Source organism: Spiroplasma endosymbiont of Stenodema calcarata (genome assembly GCF_964031205.1).
Lineage (GTDB): Bacteria > Bacillota_I > Bacilli_A > Mycoplasmatales > Mycoplasmataceae > Spiroplasma.
Map to the genome: position 1 here is coordinate 1,137,546 of NZ_OZ035018.1, position 21,359 is coordinate 1,158,904.

A 21,359-nucleotide genomic window follows, 5' to 3' on the forward strand; every position below is an offset into this window, starting at 1 on the left:
TTTTACCTCCATCAGAGCAAGGACAGAACTATCATTATTGTTAAAAAAATGATGGGAATAATAATTAATCAAAAAGCAACTTTAATGCGTAAAAACCACGGATAAGCATAATAGCGGTCGTGCACCTTACCGCGTTTTCCTTTAACTTCAAGGTAATTCCGTAATTTTAAAGGTTTATCATGCTGATGAGCGGGACTATCAACTGCCTGTAAACTATCATTAAATTCAGTGACTGTTTGAAATCGTTCACTAGGATCTTTAGCAATTGCTTTTAAAATAACATTTTCTAAACTTTGTGGTAATGTCGGAATTATTAAACGAGGTCATAATGGCAATTCTTTGACATGCTTTACCGCAACAAAAGTTGGATTTTTCCCAACAAAAGGTGCCATTCCGACTGCTAATTCATATAACATAATTCCTAAGGCATAAATATCACTGCGACGACTAGCTGGTCTTGACTGAACTATTTCTGGGGCCATATATTTTGATGTTCCAATAATTTTACCTGATTCCAATTCTTCACTATTTTCTAAAATAGCAACCCCAAAATCTGCTACTTTAATTTTTCCATCATATGAAATTAAAATATTTTCTGGTTTAATATCACGATGAATAATATCATTTTGGTGGGCCTCTGTGATTGCTAAATTAATTTCATCAAAAAAATATAACAATTCTTTCACCGTACAAGGCCCTAATGTTAACAATCGATCTTTTAAAGTATATCCTTTTACTAATTCTAGAACCAAACAATGACGATCATACGCTTCAAAAGAACCATAAACTTTAACAACATTTTTATGTGAAAATTGCGCAATTGAATTATATTCCTTATTAAAACGATCAACCGCCTCTTTATTTTTTGATAATGATAATGCCATAATTTTAATTGCGACATATCGTTTTAATAAAGTATCATACCCTTCAAAAACTTCAGCCATTCCCCCATCGGCAATTTTAGATATAATTTGATAACGATTATATAACATAGTTCCAATTGTAATTTCTTCCATCTTCGACACCCTTATTTTATATTATCCTCAACTTGTAAACATCATAACATAAAAAAGAACAGAAGAAAAAAACAACAGTTAAAAGATAATAAAAAAATTATGAACATTCTTCATAATTTAATTCATAATCACTGTTATACGATGTTATTAAAATAACAAGTTCTAATCTGTTATTTCAAAAATAATCCCTGTTAGATTATCCGTTGATAAGTTTTCTAAGGCACGATCAATTAAAATTTTAACTTTATCATTTAATTTATTTGCTGATTTTAAAGTTTCAATAATATCATTTTCATCAACATAATCATGAATCCCATCAGTTGTTAATAAATATTGTCCTTTGATATCTTCAATAACATAAGTATCCACTTTTAAAGTTTTAGTCGGCCCTAAAGCGCTTGTTAAAACTTTTCAAAAGGTATGCATATTATATTGTTTTTTATATTGTCCTTGAAACTCTAATTCTTGCTTTTCCCGATATTCTACAGAATTTTCCATGTTTTGATCAGTTGTGATTTGATAAATCTTATCATAATGTAATTTATACAAGCGTGAATCCCCAATATTAATTACATATACTTTTCCATTAGCAATTAAAGCTGCTACAACCGTTGTTCCCATATCACTTGTATCAGGATAAATTTGGGCATATGTTATCATTTCTTCTTGAATCGTTAAAATAGTTTGTCGAAATCATTTATTGATTTCTTCATCTGTAAAATTATTAAAATCTTTCCGTTTAAAATGGGCAACTAAACTATCAACTGCCATTTTACTAGCAACTTCCCCATGTTGATGGCCTCCCATCCCGTCACAAACAATTGCAAGATAATTATTAAAACTATTGTTTGCGAAATCAAAATAATCTTGATTACTATTACGGTAAGCCCCAATATCTGTTTTGTATCCAAAGCGTATTTGCATAATTATTTTCTAATGATCCCTTCATTTTTAGCACGTAATTGCCCACAAGCAGCATCAATGTCATGACCAAATTCACGACGAACAATACAATTAATTTTTTGTTGTTGTAATGTTTCAAAAAATTGATTAATCTTGGTACTACGGCAATAACTATTTTCTGCGACAGTATTGTAGGGAATTAAATTTACATAAGCATTTATACCACGAATTAATTTTGCTAGTTCTAAAGCTGTTTCACGACTATCATTAACATCATCAATTAAAATATATTCAAAAGTAACACGGCGATTAGTTTGTTCAATATAGTAACGAACAGCGTCAATTAATTTTTCAACTGGGTAAGCTTTATTAATCGGCATTAATTGATTGCGAATGGAATTATTTGGAGCATGCAATGAAATTGCTAAGTTTACTTGTATTTTTAAATCGGCAAATTGTTTAATTTTTGGAATTAATCCGCAAGTAGAAATTGTAATATGACGAGCCCCAATTTGATAACCTTTTGGATCATTAATAATATTAACGAAATTAATAACATTTTCAAAATTATCCAGAGGCTCACCAATTCCCATAACAACAATATGACTAACACGTTCACCAACTGTTGCTAGATAACGATTAACCATCATAACTTGTTGCGTAATTTCAGCCGTTGATAGGTTTCGTGTTTTTTTTAATAACCCCGAAGCGCAAAATGTACATGCCATATTACATCCAACTTGCGTTGTGACACAAACAGAATTACCATAATTTTGGGGCATTAAAACAGTTTCAATTTTATAACCATCTGCTAATTCAAATAAAAATTTAACTGTCCCATCCTTTGATTGTTGTTGTACAGCAATTTTTAACGGTTCAATTGTGTAATGTTCTTGTAATTTAATACGATCTGGCTTTGAAATATTTGTCATTTCATCAAAAGAATATATGTTTTTGACATATATTCAATCAAAAATTTGCTCTGCTAAATATTTTTTAAAACCATGAGCAACTAAATCTAATTGTAGCTCCTGTTTAGGATATTCAAAAATTGATGTCATTATCTTTTACTCCATTTTTACATAATATAATTTTATCATAAAATCACCGTGGATAAAAAAACAAAAAAACATTAATTAAAAATATTAATGTTTTTTAAATTTATTTAGTTTTCGGACTTTGTCCATTTGAAATTGGTATTTCTTTCTTATTTCGCATTTCAGCCAGTAATTCTCGCATATATGGTTTGATAACTTCCTGTTCGCCCCCATATACAATTTGCACTGATTCACCACGAATAATCATACCAGTACTTCCACCTAAGGATTTAATCCCATCACGATCAACGACACTACTATCAACAACCGTTACTCGTAAACGTGATGCACATGAGTCAACCGCAGTAATATTGTCTGGTCCACCTAAAAATTCAATAATTTTAGATGCTTTTTCACGTTTCGCAGCAGCACCTTTCAATGGCGCCGTGCTAGATCCACTATCCCCTTGTTTTGCTTTAAAGTCAGCTTTAGTGTATAGTTTTGTGCTACCATCACGGCCCGGAATTCCAACTTTTCCATATTTGATACAGAAGTAGAAGGCCGCAAAATAAATTGCAATATACGGTACTCCAACAACTAGAATCCAATAGAAGTTTGTTCCTTTTCCACCGACAAATGGAATAATTCCAAAGACAATAAAGTCGATAAATCCTCCTGACACCGTCATTGAAGTATGAACATGTAATAATCCCATTAACATAAATGAAATTGCACATAATGGCATATGTACACCATAGAATAATCATGGTGCAACAAATAAGAATGTAAATTCAATTGGTTCAGTAATTCCAGTTAAGAAACAAGTAAAGGCTGCTGAAAAATAAATTCCCATCACTTGTTTCCGATTTTCTTTTGGAACACTAAATCACATTGCCGCAGCCGCTGCTGGCAATCCAAACATCATAAATGGGAATTTCCCCGATTGGAAACGGCCAAGATTTAGTCCCATATGTTGTACCATTGTAAAAGTAATCTTTGGATCAGCAATAATTTTATACATAATTGTTTGATCTCCAACCGCTGAAATTGTTGAAACATTTAATGCTGATACTCAACTATTAATTGCAACTGTTGCATCAGCGGCATCCATTGTTGCAACATTAATACTGCTGTCAATATAACCAGCACCTTGTAAATCTTTCAAGAATGAAATATAACTTAATGGATCTTTTAGAACATTAGCAATTAAATCGGCCATACTCCCCCCCGCTTGTGTTCACCATAATGGTGAATAAAAAACGTGGTGTAAACCAAACGGTACTAATGAACGTTCAAAAATCTCAAAAATTAATGAATCTATCCCAACAGGTAATTTTCCAGAATTATTCCCAAATCAAGCTAATCCTGTTCCAATTAATGGTCAGATAATCATAAAAATAAATGCTAACGGAATTACCGCTAAAAACATAATAATTGGCACTAATTTAGTCCCACTAAAAAAACTAAGTGCTGACGGTAATTGTGTTTTATGGAAACGATTGAAAGCAAATGCTGCAATTGCTCCAACAAAAATCCCTCCAAAAACCCCAGTATTTAATGAATTAATTCCTAAATTCAAAGTTAATAATTTATTTTGGACTGCTCAAGTTGCACCCGTATAAAATAATAAATTAAATTGATCAGCTACTCGTGCTGAGCTAACAATTACAATTGTTGCATTTGGATCATCAACTAATCGTTTATAAATTTCACTGTTTCGCATAAACTCTAATAAATCATTAGCGGTTAATAAAGTCGGATTAGCGGATGATAAACCTTCAACAGTTAAACCTTTAATTGGATTAGGAATCCCATTAATATCAACCACATATGAAATATGGGCAAATGCTTCATTTAATAATGACAATTGAATGGCATTAAAAACTAAGAATCCAACAACGGATGTTAATGCCGCAACCCCAGCGTCTTCCGTATAAGCCATTGCCACAGAAATACAGAATAAAACAGGCAGATTACCAAAGGCAATATCTCCCATTTTATTTAGAAAATTCCCAAAATATCATGCTGCTGAAGCAGGATCAACTTTTGAAGAAATTGTTGCACCAACGCCTAAGAAAATTCCCGCAATCGGCAACAATGCAATCGGCAACAAGAAGGCTTTACTTAATTTACTTAATGTTACCATCGTTCTTTGATTTGATTGTTTTCATCATGCTCGTGAAACAAATGGCCTAAGTTTTCCTTGTTCACTCATTTTTAACTATTTCCTTTCAAAACAAATAAGTCTCTTTATTTCCATTTTAAAATAATATTTTTCTATAAAGCAACCATTAGAAAAAGAGCTGATACTCCAATAACATAACAAAAAAAAGCTCCATATAAAGCAATATTCCGCTTAATATAAGTTCATAAATCTAATTTTGTATTATTTTTAGCATAATAATCTCCACTATTTGCCAATCGTCGTTTTTGAATAATTCAAACAATTAATAATAATGTTCCTACAATAATCCCAAAAAGCATAATTGCTAAATATGTAATATTGTCTGATGTTATACTTAGAATCATATTTAAATGTGTTACTCTTTCCTACTAAAATAATCTTATCATAATTAGGCATACCTATAGAATTTTATTATTTTATGTATTTATTATAGAATATTTTTTTAAAAAATATTATAGTTTATATTTTTTGATCAAATTAACAAATCATTTTCTACTTTATATTTTATCTAATATGTTGTAAAATAAAAATAGGTGGTATTATGAAAATAATTTTCATGGTAGCGTTAAGAAAGGAGTTCCTATGTTATCCTTATTAACATATGATAAAACTAACTTAACTGATACAGAAATATCAGTTATTGAGCAAATTATCAAAGATCCTTTATTTTTTACCAGTAAAACCATCTCGGAATTGGCGAAAGCTTATTATGTTAGTGAATCAACCATCACTCGGATGGGAAAACACTTAGGTTTTAAAAACATTAAAGAATTACAAATGCATATTTATGAACGATTAAATTTTTTGAACAAAAATTACGAAACTAATGAAACCATGAAATTAAAAGATATTGTAAATAATATGCGTGTCTATTATTCTTATAGTATCCACGAAACAATTGATAATATTGATTTAGAAGCTTTAGATCGCTTAATTAATGATATCGTCATTAAAAAACGAATTTTCGCTTTTGGGATTGGAAGTTCATTTCTCGCTTGTCGGGTTTTACATAGCAACTTAAATATGATTGGTTATAATTGCTTTACAACCGAAAATATCCATTCCTTAATGGTCACAATGCAAAATGTTAATTCAGATGACTTAATTATTGTTTTTAGTAAATCAGCAAAAACGAATGAAATTGTTAATGTTATTAATTTAGCAAATAAACTTGCGATTAATATTGCCCTTGTGACAAACAATCCTAATGCTGAGCAACTATACAAAATTAAACATAAAATTCTCTTTAAAGTTCATACAAAAGAAAATGAACGTTTTCCTGTTTTATCATCTAAAATTGTGCAAATATTAATCTCAGATATTATATTCCGTAGTTTATTAAAAATTCATCCAAATTTAGAAGATAAAATTAAAGCAGCAAATGCAATTACCGAAGAATACAATAAAGGTGCAATAAAAAAATAAAAATTCTTTTAAAATTTAAGAATTTTTATTTTGTTCAAAGTCAAACATTTCTTTCGTATAGTTAAAAAGACTGCCATATTGTTTAACCACTTTTGCTACTGGTAAATCCGCTTTAATTTCCCCAGCAGCTAAATAAATAATCCGATCACAAAATCGTTCAATTTCTTCCATATTATGTGAGACCAAAACCATTGCTCGTTGATTGGTAATAATATTTTGTTTTAAAAATTGAAAAATAGCCTCTTTAACAGCAATATCTAATCCTGTCGAAACTTCATCTAAAATTACTAATTGTGGTTGATGAATGACTGATAATAAGATATTTAGGCGCTGTTGCTGACCCCCGGATAATTTTGCAATATTTTTTTTCATAACCTCTGTTAATTGGTAAGTTTCAACTAATGCTTTAATTTCTGTTGGCGTTAAATTTAATTTAAAAGTATCACAATAGTACTTAATCATATCCGATGGGGTTAATCCAGGTGGATACTGTGATTGTTGAAATTGAATCCCGATTGTTAACTCTTGATGATAAATAATTTCCCCACTACTAGTTTTCCGCACTCCGGCAATAATTTCACTTAATGTTGATTTGCCACTTCCATTCGCGCCAATTAAACCAATTTTTTCATGTTGATGAATCATAAAATTAACATTTTTTAAAACATATTTCTGATGATATTTTTTACTAACCATCTTAACTTCCAAAATAACTTCTGCCATAATATGCTCCTTTAATAACAGTAATTAAACTCTTTTTTATTCTATCATTAAATTGTCCTTAACAATGTTTTTGATTATTTCAGTACCAAAAAAATACTTAAAATAATATAATTCAAATATAACTTACTAAGATTAATAATTTTTTAGAAAAAAGTTTAATTATTTGATTAAATAAAAAAAATAAGAACTCTAGTTTGCATATTGTTTACCAATTTCATGATACCCTAATTGCTAAAATCATAAATACAATTTAGGAATGTAAGATAAACATAATAATATCGACGTTAAATAAAAAATGATATTTTATAAAAAATGTTTCTCCTAACTATATATATTAATAATAACCTTGAAAGATTTTTATTTATATATCTCAGTTAAAAGAAACATTGCATATTTATAAAATATCATTTTTTATTTAAAAATAGTAATCTTAATTTGTGGCTTTAAACTTTCAACTAATGATTGATCAGCAATTCCCGGACTAAAAGCAGTTGCTGAACCAGCACAGATTCCAATTAATAAAGCTTCTTGATAATTGTTTGTTGCTAAATAAGTTCCAACAAAACCAGCGACCATCGAATCACCTGCTCCAACTGAATTTACTAATTGTCCCGTTGCCGTATTAGCAATATAAACATCCTCGGCTGAAATTAAAATGCTACCATCTTGTCCACTACTAATTAAAACATTTTGGGCCCCTTGGTGGCGTAAATTCTGTCCTAAAGCAATAATTTCTTTTATTTCGTTAAAATGATAATTTGTATTAAATAGTTCATTTAATTCTGTTAAATTTGGTTTAACTAAAAATGGTTGAGTTGCCAAAGTTGACAATAATATCTCTTTTGTGGCATCAACAACAAATAAAATACCTTGCGCATGACAATATGTACTAATGATTTGATAAAGATTAGGATCACAATTACGGGGTAATGAACCAGAAATAATTAAACAAGCATTTTTTGTTAATTTTGTTTTAATTAAAGTTAAGATTGCCTCAACATCTGCGGATGTTATCGTAAAGGCAACCCCATTTAATTCTGTTTCTTGTTTAATATCTAAACTTTTAATTTTCATATTTGTACGGGTTTTCCCAACCACAGGATGAAAATAAAAGGGAATCTTCTGATCTGCTAAATAATGCTCAAATATTTCCTTGTTATCATGCCCTAAAAATCCTAAGGCCGTGGTTGCATAACCTAAATGTTGTAACATAATAGCAACATTAATTCCTTTTCCCCCAATAATGTCATATTCTCTTACCGCTTTATTTGTTTCACCAACCTGAAAATTAGTTACTTCAATAATTTGATCAATTGCTGGGTTTAATGTTAATGTATAAATCATTTTTTGCTCCTCTATTTCTTATTTTAAAATTATAAAAACCCAATTATTTGGGTTTTTATGAATTAATTTAAACTGCTAAAGTAATTTTTTTTGCTTTTATAGCATGCATTCTTCAAAAACCAAGAATTAAGGTACTAATTAAACTACCAATAATTAAGGCCACAACGGAAATCACGACAGCAATCCCAATTGAAAGACCTTGATTTGCAATTGTAAATAAGTTTTTACCATTATCTTGAATTTGTAATAATGGAAAAACAAAGATCCCACCATGTGGTGCCGCTAAGGTTACTCCAAAACCACTAACAATTGCTCCGGTAACAGCACTTCCGGCCATAATTGACGGAATTGTTCGTTTCGGATCGGAAGCAGCAAATGGAATTGCCCCTTCAGTAATAAAACAAGCGGCCAAGAACCAGTTGGTATTTCCTTGTTCAACATCTTTTTTTGTTCAATATTTTTTAAATATTCTTGTACATAACGCTAATGCTAATGGTGGAACCATTCCGGTTAACATTGCCGCCGCCATAAAGACTGTTCCCCCATTTGAGGAACGAATGCCAGCATAAGCACTTTGCGTAGCATCAATCGTTAAGGTTCCAAAGACATAAGCGGCTTTATTAATTGGCCCTCCCATATCAGCGGCCATCATTAACCCAATAATAATTCCAATTAAAGCACTTAAATTATAATCCGCAATGGCTTTTAATCCTAGTCCTAATCCATAGTTTAAATAACCTAATGGAATATTAAGACCAAACATTAAGACTCCTGCTGCTAATGCTGTTAAAACAGGAATTAAGACAATATCACGGACACCACGTACTGATGGATGAAAACGAGCAAAGCCCTTTTGACAACCATATACAACAAATGCCACAAGATATCCACCAATTAAAGCGCCAAAAAACCCTGAGTTAAAGTTTGAAATTGAATCAGGGAATAAGCGTCCTCATGTATTAGCTCATCCTACTTTTGTCGAAGTATCATATAACATACTTGGTGCGTTAGCAATTAATCCCGCGGTCATTCCGGGTAATAAACCTTGCGGTCCAACAATTGAGTAACAAACATATGCTCCTAAAATTGGAACCATCATTCCAAAAATAACTTTTCCTAATCCTGAAAATCAGGCTGCAATATCTCTTGTTACTCCAAAATTACCACCAGAATTACCTGAATCTAATAAAAATCCGATTCCTAAAATAATTCCACCAGCAACAACAAATGGCAACATTCGTGATACTCCTCCAAGAAGGTTTTTTGTAACATCTTTAAAATTTTTTAAAGTTAATTCACCGACTTCATCAGTACCACTTTTATTAGTTTTTCCAACAGTTAAACGTTTTCCTGCAAGGGCATCATTAATAACATCTTGGCCATGATAAATAACATCTTTCGTAGTTGTTTCTAAGTATGAAATACCATTCATTCGGTCCATTCCAGTAATTTTTTTATCAATTGCTAGAATAACTGTTTTGGCATTGGCAATATCAGTCTTAGTCAAAACATTTTCATTACCCCCACGCCCTTGCGTTTCTACTTTAATTGTTAATCCCATTGCTTTTGCAGCTTCTTCCATTTTTTCTTTTGCCATAAAAGTATGAGCAATACCAGTTGGACAAGCTGTAATTCCAACAACATCATAATGACCATCATTTTTTGTTTGGCTGTTTTGATTTACCGCCGATGATGATTCCGTAAAAGCAGCAATAATATCAGCAAAATCTTTTGCTGCTCTAACCTTAGCAACAACTTCACTTTTACCCAAAAAACTAGCAAGGTGCGCTAAAGCTTGTAAATGCTGCTCTCCACCTTTTTCTGGAGTTATGATCATAAAAATAACATCTACTGGTTTTTGATCTAAACTTTGTCAATCAACAGCTTTTTTTAATGTCATAATTGCAATTGCTGGTTTTGTAACACTACTACTTGAACAATGGGGAATTGCTAAACCATCACCAACACCCGTTGGCCCTTCTGTTTCCCGTTTTTCTAACGCTTTAATAACCTGTTCTTCGTTAGTTATAATTTTAGTATTTTCTAACGCCGTTGTTAACATCTTAAAAACTTCGGCTTTATTACTAGCTGGATTTTTTAAGAGCGTTGTCGCAGCGGCAAAATAATCAGTTATTTTCATAATTATTCAACTATTTCCTTTCTTCTAATTTGTAATAATTTCAACTTCTGCTTTTGAAGCAAATTTTACTAATGATTTGATGTTAAATTTTGACTTGTCAGCTAAAACATAACTCTTAGTTGCTTGCTTAATAACTTCGGCTTTAATCATTGCCTCATCGGGATCTGTTGTGTATAAATTAGGGCCACTAATTCCATTAACTCCTAAAAAAGCACAATCAAGATGATACTTTTGTAAAGTACTAACTGCTTCTCAGCCAATTAAAGCTCCGGTCTGATGTTTATATTTACCACCTAAAACATAGACATTTTTAAAACCCGCTAAAGCTAATAATTCAACATGAAAAATTGAATTGGTAATAATAACTAAGTCATCTTCTGGTCGCATTAATTTAATTAAAGCTAACGTTGATGAACCAGCATCTAAATAAAGACTCATCTTGGGTTTAATTTTTTTAACTGCTTGTTGTGCAATAAGATACTTTTCTTCTGCATAACGTTGAATCTTTTCATTCAATTGTTCTTCTAATTGAAATTCCCGTTTTTTTTGTAATTTAACCCCACCATGGACTCGTTTTAATAAACCTTGCTGTTCCATTGCTGTTAAATCACGACGCAACGTTGTTGGTGATAATTGCAATTTTATAATTAAGTCATTAACAAGTACTAATTGTTGATCATCTAAACAAGCTAAAATTTTTTCTCATCGTAATTCTTTTAACATCATCTCACCACTTTAATTATAACTATTTTTAAACCAAAAACAACCAAAAATGACATAAAAAAACCAAAAAAGAAAAAAACTGCTACTTTGTAACAGCTTTCTCCATATATGCTTCAATCACATCTTGTTCTTTTAAATCATTATATTTCTTAATTGTTAACCCACATTCAGCGCCAACTTTTGCTTCTTTAATATCATCTTTAATATGTTTTAATGATGCTAATTCACCATCATAAACAATAACCCCATCTCGTAAAATACGAACGCGTGCTTTACGGGGAATAACTCCATCAGTGACATGACAACCAGCAATCGCCCCAATATCAGAATGACGGAAAATTTGACGAACTTCCGCTTGTCCTAACACTTCCTCAACCATTTCTGGATCTAACATTCCTTCGGCTGCCGCAATGAATTCTTCGGTTAATTTATAAATAACCGTATGTAAACGAATTTGAACGCCTTCATCTTCGGCTTTTCTTCGCACATGAGCAGTTGGACGAACATTAAAACCAACAATAAATGCTTGACTTGCTAAACCTAATGTAACATCACTCTCTGAAATTCCACCAACAGTTGCCCGTAAAACATTAATTTTTACACCGGCAATATTAATTTTTTGCAGACTTGCTTTAACGGCTTCCACTGCTCCTTGGGTGTCAGCTTTTAAAATAATATTTATTTGTTTTAATTGCCCATCTTTAATTTGTTCTGATAAACTTTCCAATGAAAAGATTTGATTCTTATAACGTTTGTTAACTGTATCTGTTGTTTTTCGTTTTAAGGCAATTTCTCGCGCTAATTTTTCATCTCGAAAGACCATAAAACGATCCCCCGCATTTGGAATTTCATTTAAACCATGAATCATAACCGGTGTAGATGGACCCGCTGTTTTAATTTTCTTACCACTTTCATCTGATAAATCACGAACATATCCAAAGGTGTAACCTACTACTAAGGCATCTTTAATATTTAGTGTACCTGATTGTACTAATAATGTTGCAACTGGTCCTAATCCGCGCTCAATATGCGATTCAATAACAGTTCCTAAGGCAAAACGATTCGGATTGGCTTTTAATTCCATTAAGTCCGCCATTAGCAAAATCGTATCTAATAACTCATCAATTCCTTGTTTTTGTTTTGCACTTCCTTTAACATATGGTACTGTTCCACCCCATTCCTCAGGGGTTAAATCTTCTTGCGATAATTGCATCATTACATTATCTAAGTTTGAACCAGCTTTGTCAATTTTATTAATAAAAACAATAATTGGTACTTCAGCTGCTTTGGCATGATCAATTGCTTCTTTTGTTTGCAACATAACCCCATCATCAGCAGCAACAACTAACACGACAATATCGGTAACAGCACTTCCCCGGGCGCGCATTTGGGTAAAAGCTTCATGACCAGGGGTGTCAACAAAGGTAATTTTTGTTCCAGTTTTTGTTTTAATTTGATAAGCACCAATGTGTTGCGTAATTCCCCCATGTTCTGTACTCACAACATTTGTATTACGAATTGTATCTAACAAGGTTGTTTTACCATGATCAACATGGCCCATAATTGTTACAATTGGGGGGCGTTTTTCTAATGATTTATCATCATCATTAACTTCAAAACTTTCAATTAAATTTTCGTGCGTAACTGATTTTTCACGTTTAAAATCTAATCCAAATTCCAAACATAATTCTCCTAATTGTTCTTCAGTTAAATAAGTATTTTGATTTAACATAATTCCTTTGGTAAAAAAATATTTAATAATCTCATTAACTGGCTTATTAATTTTTTCTGCAAATGAAGCAATTGTTAATGCTTCTGAATAAACAAAAACTCCCTCGTTAATATGTGCTTCAACTGTTTTTAATTGGGATTGAATACGATTACGTTGATTTTTTGCCAATGATTTCTTATTTGACTTATTATTTTTTTGATTACTCATCTGTCCCTCCTCCTTTTTTCTTTCTAATTAGTTAATAAAGTAAGCAAACTTTGTGCAAGATGACGATCACTAATGCCAATTGTTTTAACATTTATTGTTCCTAATGCTTGTTGTGTTAATGTTGTTTCAAGACATTTAAAATAAGGAATGTGATAATAAAAACATTTCTGTTCATATTTTTTTGCTTGTGTTACCCCACCATCAATACTATTTAACACTAAAAAAACTTTTTGTTGTTTAATTGCTGTTAATAATAGGGCTCCTGTTACTAGTTTCCCAGCTTTTTTTGCCAATCCCAGATAACTATAACCTTTCTGATCTAGCATTATTAATCTCACCCTTCACTAATTTCATTATATAACATGTCATAAAATTGATTAGTTAATTTTACTTTTAAAGCGCGTTCTAACGCATGATTTTTCTTTGCTTTTTCATAGATCTCTAATGTTGGACGTAAGTAGGCCCCCCGTCCATTCGCTTTGCCAGTTGGATCAATAATAATATCACCGCTTGGTGTTTTTACAATTCTTACTAATTCTTTTTTTGGTAACATTTGTTGGGAAACAACACATTTTCGAAGTGGGGTTTTTTTATGGTTTGCCATTGATATCCCTCCTAATTAATTATTTATCTTGATCATAATAGTCATCATAATCATCATAATTAATTTCTTCATCCTCATCTTGATTCTCTTGTTGTTCATTTCCAAAATAAGAAATGTTTTTTTCAATTTCTTGAATTTCTTCCTCTAATACTTCCGGAACTGTCTCAGACAAATCATCAACCTGATATTCATCTTCATTAACAATCATTGCTTCTTCAGCCATTTCTTCTTCAATAATTTCAAATTCTTCAATTGGTAAGTCAGCGACCATTTCTACCGGAGCAGCAGGGGCTGGAAAAGGTTGTTTTCCTCTAATTTTATCTTTCAATTTAACTTGGAGAACTGACAATTCATTACTTGTTAAATTTCCATTTCATAAAATTTCAATTTCTTTTGCTAATGCTTCACTATAACTCATAATGTTTAGTTTTCATTTTGTTAACTTCGCAACTAATTTAGCTGCACTGCCACCTTTCCCAATTGCTAACGATAATTGTTCATCCGGAACAACAACATCGGCTTCTTTGCCTTCTTCATTTGTAATAATTGAAATTACTTTAACTGGGGATAATGAATTAATAATAAATTGTTGACTATTGTCATCATAAATACAAATATCAATTTTTTCATCTTGTAATTCCGCAGTAACTTTATTAATTCGACTTCCTTTACTTCCAACACAAGCACCAATTGGATCAATATTTTCATTAGTACTATAAACAGCAATTTTACTACGGCGGCCAGGATCTCGGGCAATTGCTTTAACTTCAATTACTTGTTCAAAAATTTCAGGAATTTCACGCTCTAATAAACGATATAAAAAATCATTACTTGTTCGTGAACCAGTAATTTGGCCAGCATTTTTTGATTTAACAATATCTTCTGCTAAAAAAGTAATTTGTTTACCAACTTCATATTGGTCAGAAAAAAATAAATTTCGGCGAGGAATATAGGCAAATGTTCGTTCTACTTCCACTAGCAAATATTTTTCTTCTGCTGCAATCACAATCCCTGTCATTAAATGACCTTGTTGGACAATATATTCATCAAAAATTGAATCTTTTTCTGCTTCTTTAATTTGTTGTTTAATAATTTGACCAACTTGAAAAATTGCTAATCTCGAGAATTCTTCTGAGTTAACTGGTTCATAAATTTTATCGTCAACCGTAATTTGTTCACCATATTTTTCTTTTGCTTCATTTAGGCCAATTTCTAACAAATCATCTTCAACTTTTTTTACAACTGTTAATTCTTTTTCAACTTTAATTTGTCCTGTTTTTTGATCAATATCAACAATAATTATTGCTTCTGGATCAAAATGTTTTTCGTACGCTTTTTTAATTCCTTCCTTAATTGATTCTAAAATTAAATCACGACTAATTTGTTTTTCACTAACAATTTCATCAATTGTTACTAATAGTTTTGCACCATCAATCATGCTATAATATATCCTTTCTAAAATTTAACTGCACAACGCGCAAATTTAATGTTTTGATAAGTTGTATGTAAGGTTTTAGGAGCACCTTTAACAAAATAATTAACCGTTAATGTTTGATTATCACTAATCGTTGTTAATTCCCCACTAACTGCTAAAAGATTATTAACTTTTTCAATAAATTCAAAATAAACATAACGATTAACTTGTTGTTGGACTTCATTTCAATCCCGTAAGGGTCGCTCCGCACCTGGTGTTGAAACTTCTAACAAGTATTCTTCCGTGAATAAGTCAAGGTCATCAACAAGATGATTAATATCTTCACTAATAATTGTTAACCGATCTAAATCAAGCACTGTTGTTTGATCTTCAATTAAAATTTGCACAACATTAGTACCAAAATCTTGCAAATAATTAATTGCAAATAATGTTAAGCTTTGCTTTGCTAAATAAGATTCCAAAGCTGATTTTAACTGTCCTTGTTCTTTAATCAATTCTTCCATACAACACCATCCTTTCATAAATAATTATAATTAAAATTTTTGGCATTAAAGAAAGAGCACTGTTGTGCTCTCTCTTCTCCTTTTTTAATTACATTGTTATTGTAATCCTTTATTAATAAAAATGCAATAATTTTTAATTAAATCTTGGAATAAAGTTTTATGTACCGACTATTCTCGAAAAACCATAGTTTTTTGAAAAAATCTTTATATTATTTAGTTAAACGTCTACAAAATTAAGTTTCTTTAATTTTCTAATTTAATTTAACCCTAAAATAACTTTTTTGCAAACTAAAAAGGCAATTATTTTTAAAATAATATATTTAAAAACTAATAAATTATTAAAGCCTTTACTGTTCTATCTAATGAATAATTATCAAAATATATAATTGGTGTACTTACTTCATTAATTTTATATTCAGTTATATTCTTAATATTAATTCAACGAGGAGTTTTATTAAATTGATCCAATTTTTTTAACTCTATTAGTTCATTATAAATCAATGCTTCAATTGGTTTAAATCCATTTAATTTTGCAAGTCTTAAATTTATCATATTACGTAAAGTCTCTTAATTCAATATTTTAGTTCCATAACCTAACGTTTGTTTAAAATTATGTGAAATTTGTCCTTCATCACAAACTCCTAGACACCATGAATATTGATATGATTCTATCCCTTTTCTATTACATTTAATATAATTCAAAACTTGTTGAATCTTATCTTGATTAGGAACTAATGGTGGATAGGTTAAGATAAATTGGACAACAATAATGTAGAGTAAATATTTATAATTAAATTACAATGGAGGTGGAATGGCAAGGGTTTTTTGGACAAATTTTATGTAGAGTAATAATTTCTGTATTTTACTGGTGTTAAATAATTTAGTTTGCTATGAATTCGAATATTATTGTACCAATTAATGTAATCAAATAATTTTAATTTAAACTGCTCAATGTTTTTAAATTTATTATTTTTAATAAATTCAGTTTTAAAAATTTTGTATGTTGATTCCGCAACAGCATTGTCATAAGGACAACCTGGTTTACTGTAAGACTTTTGAATGTTATTTTTAGTTAAAAAGTTATAAATAAGATTGTTGTTAAATTCACTACCTTGATCAGTGTGAAATATTTTAATATCATTTAATGTAAAGTTAAGTTTATTAAAGGTATTTTTAACTAATTTTGCATTTTTGTGTAAACTAACATCATAACTAATAATTTCACGATTAAATAAATCAATTAGAAAGCAAACATAATATCATTTATTATTAATAAAAACATATGTTAAATCACTGACAACAACTTCATGTAGTTTATAATTATTAAATTCTTGATTTAATAAATTATTATATTTATATGTAACATTGCTTGTATTTGAATGTTTGTATTTGATTTTTGTATAATTTGAAATTAAGTTATATTTTCTCATTATTTTACTAATCTTTACACGAGATAATATAATATTTTGCTGAGCTAGCATGATTTTAATTTTTCTTGTTCCATAATTTTTACGACTTTTTAGAAAAATACTGATAACAGCATTATCAATGTTTTGATTATTCTTGGGATTATTTGCTTTTAATTGATAGTAATATGTTGATCTAGCCAATTTCAATGTTTTACATAAATTAATAATTGGATATTTTGCTTTGTTATTTTTAATGATTGCTATTTTTTGCCGATTATCAGTGTTGCTTGCTTTAAAATGTCATTTTCCATTTCTAATTGTTTAACTTTTTTACGTAATTGAATTAATTCGTTTTCTTCTGGCGTTCTATTGTCTTTAGCTTTAAATGAGTCCGAGTTACTAAATTGGTGAGCTCATTTCCAAACAGTAGATTTACCAATTTGGTAATCATTGGCTAATTGTTCAGGAGTTTGACCCATTTTGTAAAGACCAACAATTTGTTGCTTAAATTCATCGGTATAATGATTCTTTGCCATAATTACACCTCCATTGTAATTTAATTATAAATATTTACTCTACATTATTGTTGTCCAATTTATCTTAACCTATCCATTAATGCATGTATAGAGCTGCGAACACTTGGGATAACTTGGAAAACCAAGTTTTAAAAAAGGACTTTAGTTCTAGTCTACATACTATTCATTCCTTTCATATAAGTATCCTATCCAAAAGTCCAGAAAAAATATATTGGATAGGTTAAGATAAATTACACAACAATAATGTAAAGTAAAGATTATAATTAAATTATAAATGTAGGTCTAATTATGGAAAAAAACATTATATCAATGAATTTAAACAGCGAATTGTTAGTCTTTATAAAACAGGAAAATACCTGAACAGTTAGTCAATGATTTTCAGATCGGTAAACAACTATTTGAAAATGAGTTCAGAAGTTTAATAATTCAGATTCATTTAAGGCAAAAGATAATCCTTCTAATGCGGAAAATAAACTAATACAACTAAGAAAGGAAAATAAACAACTCCAAGTGAAAAACAATATTTTAAGACAAATCAAACTGGTAATAGACAAAAAATAGTAATCATCAAAAAAGCAAAGAAAAATATTTAGTTACTAATTTATACAAAACAGTAAAAGTTACTAGAGCTACATTTTATTATCAAGTAAAGCAAAATAATCCTAATTCAAACAATATTATTACTAATTCTATATATAAGGATTTTCTTAAAAAGTCGCAAAACTATGACACAATAAAAATTAAAACTATGTTAAAACAAGAAAAAATTATATTACCACAAATAAAAACAATGAAATGATGCAGAAATATAATCCAGCTTCAAATTATGCAAAGATCAAATACAAGTAATGTTACATATAAATATAATAATTTATTGAATCAAGAATTTAATAATTATAAACTACATGAAATTGGTGTCAGTGATTTAACACAAGTTGTTATTAGAAGTAAGTGATAATATGTTTGTTTTTTGATTGATTTATTTAATCGTGAAATTATTAACTATTATGGTAGTTCCCATAAATACGCCATATTAGTTGAAAGTACTTTTAAAAACTTGAATTTTCTTTAGATAATATTAAAATATTTCATACTGATCAAGGTCGTGAATTTAACAATAATATTTGTAATCTTTTATCTAAGAACAATATGACAAAATCTTATAGTAAACCAGGTTGCCCATATGATAATGCAGTTGCTGAATCAACTTATAGAATTTTAAAAACAGAATTAATTAAAAATAAAAAATTTGAAAGCACTGAACAATTTAAATTAGAATTATTTGATTATATAAATTGATATAATAATGTTAGTATTCGTAGCAAATTAAATTATTTATCATAAATTGAATATAAGAATTTTTTTGCTCTACATAAAATTTGCCCAAAGAACGCTTGCAATTCCAAAATTAATTTTTAAATTCATATGATAATTTCCCTTTAATTTTGTCGAAAACTCTTGATGAAATAAAAAAATCATCAATATGACAATTTGAAAAATAATTTTGTTTAAGATCATGATTTTGCTTTAAATTTTTTAAACGTTAAAATATAATACCGTTGATTGTTGTTTTGGTGTTAAACCTTTATGTTGGTATTTTCATTTTCATAGATTTAAATAATTTTGAATATTAGTGAAACCCAAACCATGATAATGAATTAAGGCTTCTTTAAGACTCGATTGTAATTTACTAATCTTATTTAACTTTCGATAACTAGTATCAGGGTTTGTACTAGTTTTGGTAGAATATAGAGTAGAATTTGTTTGTTTTGCTACTAATAAATATAATGGTTGCATGTCAGAAATAATTATTGATTTTTCTTTAATTAATTGCTTATTCATATTTTCAATAATTCATTGTTTTTGTAATCGTTTGGTATTGGTGGATTGAACAAAAATATTATTATTGCTATCAACTACCATTTGAATACAGCATTTGGTATTAGTTGAAAATGGATCAAGATGAGTTTTTCGTTTATCAAATTTATCTTTAAAATTACCTTTATGGATTTCTTTAATAAAAGTTTCATCAATTTGGATTTGACCATTTAATTTTTTAAATTTTAATTGAGTATTTTCTAATTGTTTTGATTGCATTAATTTTTGACGATTATATCAAGCAGTTTTTGGTGTTGTTTTAATAAAACGGGAAATTATTTTACTAGATTGTCCTAATAATGAAATTTGAATTAATAAATTTCACTGTTCATAATTTAAATGACTTCAATAAGTAAAATGATGACGAAAAGCATCAAAACTAGCACGACATTTTTTACATAAATATTTTTGTTTTCCTTCGGGATTATGACCATTTTTAACACAATGATAAGATTTACAATCAGGACATATAATGCCTTTATCTCTAAATTTTTGATCAATTTCATTTAAACGTTTTTGTTTTTTGATTACTTCTGCTTCTTTTTTTATTTTTTCAGCAAATTCTAAAAATTGATCATCTGTAAAACTGTTTTTTAATTCTGTAATTATTTTTTCCATCAATTATTTACCTCTATATATTAAAAATATACCTAAAATTAGATATATTCTATAAATATCAAGAGTTTTCGACAAAATTAAAGTAATTTCCTATGTATTTTAATTATCAATTAAAGATTTACTTTTTTGAATTTCTTGATATTTTTCTGGTGGTTTTTTCCATTAACATTGTTACTAAAATATTGCTTATAATTAATTCAGATATTTTATTAGAAATACTTAAGAAGTAATTTTTTCATGATAATAACTATAATATAAAATTTTGTAATCTGGATTGATAAAATTATTACTTTGATGTTCATTTGTAATTAAAATAGTTTTTATATTATTCTTTTTTGATAATTTAACTAATTCATTAATTTCACGAGTATATCCAGCTTTTGAAAATAAAATTATCATATTATTATTTTTAAATGTATTTAAAAATAATAATTGTTCATAAAAATCTTGAGATGTGTAAGAATTAAAACCTAATTTAATTAAACTATTACTTAATTCAGAGCAAATCATAATAGAAGATCCAACTCCAAAGACAAAAATACGCTTAGAAATAAAAATACAATTAATGATGTCATTTATTTCTAACAAATCTAAATTATTAATTGTATCAAAAATAGAATATAAATTAATATTCTTAATATTTTGAATTATATTAGATAATTTATCATTGTATTGAAAATCAAAACTAGTTTTAATTTGCTTAATTTTTTCACCAATAAATATCTTAAGTTCCTTAAAATTTTTAAATCCTATTTTTTTTGCTAATCTGGATATAGTTGATGTTGCTATTCCAAAATTTTGGCTAATTATTGTTATAGAATTACTTAAGAAATATTTTGGTCTTTTATTAATTTCAGATACTATATATTTTTCCAAAGATGTTAAATAATATAAATCAATAATAATTATCGGAATCATTTAATTCCCCCTTTATTAAAATT

General features: G+C 28.9%; 22 protein-coding genes. 3 read left to right on the forward strand and 19 right to left on the reverse strand.

Annotated elements, in window-relative coordinates:
- Positions 1–2: 2 nt before the first annotated feature.
- The 5 genes from ACQH24_RS06150 to ACQH24_RS06170 all read right to left on the reverse strand — a co-directional run bounded on the left by ACQH24_RS06150 (position 3) and on the right by ACQH24_RS06170 (position 5,485).
- The gene (locus ACQH24_RS06150; protein ID WP_425379721.1) at positions 3–1,016 is read right to left on the reverse strand and encodes a serine/threonine protein kinase; all 1,014 of its coding nucleotides are present in this window, start codon (positions 1,014–1,016) and stop codon (positions 3–5) included.
- Positions 1,017–1,178: 162 nt separating this feature from the next.
- Entirely contained in the window at positions 1,179–1,940 is a 762-nt protein-coding gene (locus ACQH24_RS06155) for a PP2C family protein-serine/threonine phosphatase (RefSeq protein WP_425379722.1), read from the reverse strand.
- Between the two features lie 2 nt (positions 1,941–1,942).
- Complete coding sequence (gene rlmN / locus ACQH24_RS06160) at positions 1,943–2,983, reverse strand: 23S rRNA (adenine(2503)-C(2))-methyltransferase RlmN (RefSeq protein WP_425380704.1); 1,041 nt, start codon at positions 2,981–2,983, stop codon at positions 1,943–1,945.
- 97 nt (positions 2,984–3,080) lie between these two features.
- Positions 3,081–5,171: a PTS transporter subunit EIIC gene (locus ACQH24_RS06165; protein WP_425379723.1), complete on the reverse strand. Its 2,091-nt coding sequence runs from the start codon at positions 5,169–5,171 to the stop codon at positions 3,081–3,083.
- Positions 5,172–5,233: 62 nt separating this feature from the next.
- Positions 5,234–5,485 (reverse strand): hypothetical protein, encoded by a 252-nt coding sequence (locus ACQH24_RS06170; RefSeq protein WP_425379724.1) that lies wholly within the window; start codon positions 5,483–5,485, stop codon positions 5,234–5,236.
- Positions 5,486–5,723: 238 nt separating this feature from the next.
- On the opposite strand from ACQH24_RS06170, the gene ACQH24_RS06175 reads away from it, so the two are divergent.
- Entirely contained in the window at positions 5,724–6,566 is an 843-nt protein-coding gene (locus ACQH24_RS06175) for a MurR/RpiR family transcriptional regulator (RefSeq protein WP_425379725.1), read from the forward strand.
- 15 nt (positions 6,567–6,581) lie between these two features.
- Here ACQH24_RS06175 and ACQH24_RS06180 read toward each other — a convergent pair whose 3' ends face one another.
- The 12 genes from ACQH24_RS06180 to ACQH24_RS06235 form a co-directional block, all read right to left on the reverse strand.
- Positions 6,582–7,289, reverse strand: a complete 708-nt coding sequence (locus ACQH24_RS06180) for an ABC transporter ATP-binding protein (RefSeq protein WP_425379726.1) — start codon at positions 7,287–7,289, stop codon at positions 6,582–6,584.
- 411 nt (positions 7,290–7,700) lie between these two features.
- Positions 7,701–8,633: a 1-phosphofructokinase gene (pfkB, locus tag ACQH24_RS06185; RefSeq protein WP_425379727.1), complete on the reverse strand. Its 933-nt coding sequence runs from the start codon at positions 8,631–8,633 to the stop codon at positions 7,701–7,703.
- 67 nt (positions 8,634–8,700) lie between these two features.
- Complete coding sequence (locus ACQH24_RS06190) at positions 8,701–10,773, reverse strand: fructose-specific PTS transporter subunit EIIC (RefSeq protein WP_425379728.1); 2,073 nt, start codon at positions 10,771–10,773, stop codon at positions 8,701–8,703.
- 24 nt (positions 10,774–10,797) lie between these two features.
- Positions 10,798–11,496: a DeoR/GlpR family DNA-binding transcription regulator gene (locus tag ACQH24_RS06195; RefSeq protein ID WP_425379729.1), complete on the reverse strand. Its 699-nt coding sequence runs from the start codon at positions 11,494–11,496 to the stop codon at positions 10,798–10,800.
- An 82-nt stretch (positions 11,497–11,578) separates the two neighbouring features.
- On the reverse strand, positions 11,579–13,435 hold the full coding sequence (gene infB, locus ACQH24_RS06200) for a translation initiation factor IF-2 (RefSeq protein WP_425379730.1): 1,857 nt from the start codon (positions 13,433–13,435) through the stop codon (positions 11,579–11,581).
- 23 nt (positions 13,436–13,458) lie between these two features.
- Positions 13,459–13,761: a L7Ae/L30e/S12e/Gadd45 family ribosomal protein gene (locus tag ACQH24_RS06205; RefSeq protein ID WP_425379731.1), complete on the reverse strand. Its 303-nt coding sequence runs from the start codon at positions 13,759–13,761 to the stop codon at positions 13,459–13,461.
- 2 nt (positions 13,762–13,763) lie between these two features.
- On the reverse strand, positions 13,764–14,039 hold the full coding sequence (rnpM, locus tag ACQH24_RS06210; RefSeq protein WP_425379732.1) for an RNase P modulator RnpM: 276 nt from the start codon (positions 14,037–14,039) through the stop codon (positions 13,764–13,766).
- A 19-nt stretch (positions 14,040–14,058) separates the two neighbouring features.
- Positions 14,059–15,477, reverse strand: coding sequence for a transcription termination factor NusA (gene nusA, locus ACQH24_RS06215; protein WP_425379733.1), 1,419 nt, complete (start codon positions 15,475–15,477; stop codon positions 14,059–14,061).
- 17 nt (positions 15,478–15,494) lie between these two features.
- The gene (locus ACQH24_RS06220) at positions 15,495–15,977 is read right to left on the reverse strand and encodes a ribosome maturation factor RimP (protein ID WP_425379734.1); all 483 of its coding nucleotides are present in this window, start codon (positions 15,975–15,977) and stop codon (positions 15,495–15,497) included.
- Positions 15,978–16,304: 327 nt separating this feature from the next.
- Positions 16,305–16,529 (reverse strand): hypothetical protein, encoded by a 225-nt coding sequence (locus ACQH24_RS06225; protein WP_425379735.1) that lies wholly within the window; start codon positions 16,527–16,529, stop codon positions 16,305–16,307.
- Between the two features lie 284 nt (positions 16,530–16,813).
- A complete protein-coding gene (locus tag ACQH24_RS06230) occupies positions 16,814–17,704 on the reverse strand; it encodes an IS3 family transposase (RefSeq protein ID WP_425380681.1) in 891 nt (296 codons plus the stop codon).
- Positions 17,647–17,922: a transposase gene (locus ACQH24_RS06235; RefSeq protein ID WP_425379385.1), complete on the reverse strand. Its 276-nt coding sequence runs from the start codon at positions 17,920–17,922 to the stop codon at positions 17,647–17,649. Before ACQH24_RS06235 ends, ACQH24_RS06230 begins: the two co-directional genes overlap by 58 nt.
- Before the next feature lie 826 nt (positions 17,923–18,748).
- Here ACQH24_RS06235 and ACQH24_RS06240 point away from each other — a divergent pair.
- A complete protein-coding gene (locus ACQH24_RS06240; RefSeq protein WP_425379736.1) occupies positions 18,749–18,880 on the forward strand; it encodes a hypothetical protein in 132 nt (43 codons plus the stop codon).
- Positions 18,881–19,071: 191 nt separating this feature from the next.
- The gene (locus tag ACQH24_RS06245; protein ID WP_425379737.1) at positions 19,072–19,266 is read left to right on the forward strand and encodes an IS3 family transposase; all 195 of its coding nucleotides are present in this window, start codon (positions 19,072–19,074) and stop codon (positions 19,264–19,266) included.
- Positions 19,267–19,458: 192 nt separating this feature from the next.
- Here ACQH24_RS06245 and ACQH24_RS06250 read toward each other — a convergent pair whose 3' ends face one another.
- Together ACQH24_RS06250 and ACQH24_RS06255 are read right to left on the reverse strand one after the other, a co-directional pair.
- Positions 19,459–20,418: a transposase gene (locus ACQH24_RS06250; protein WP_425379371.1), complete on the reverse strand. Its 960-nt coding sequence runs from the start codon at positions 20,416–20,418 to the stop codon at positions 19,459–19,461.
- 219 nt (positions 20,419–20,637) lie between these two features.
- Positions 20,638–21,336, reverse strand: coding sequence for a MurR/RpiR family transcriptional regulator (locus ACQH24_RS06255; protein ID WP_425379738.1), 699 nt, complete (start codon positions 21,334–21,336; stop codon positions 20,638–20,640).
- Between the last annotated feature and the right edge of the window lie 23 nt (positions 21,337–21,359).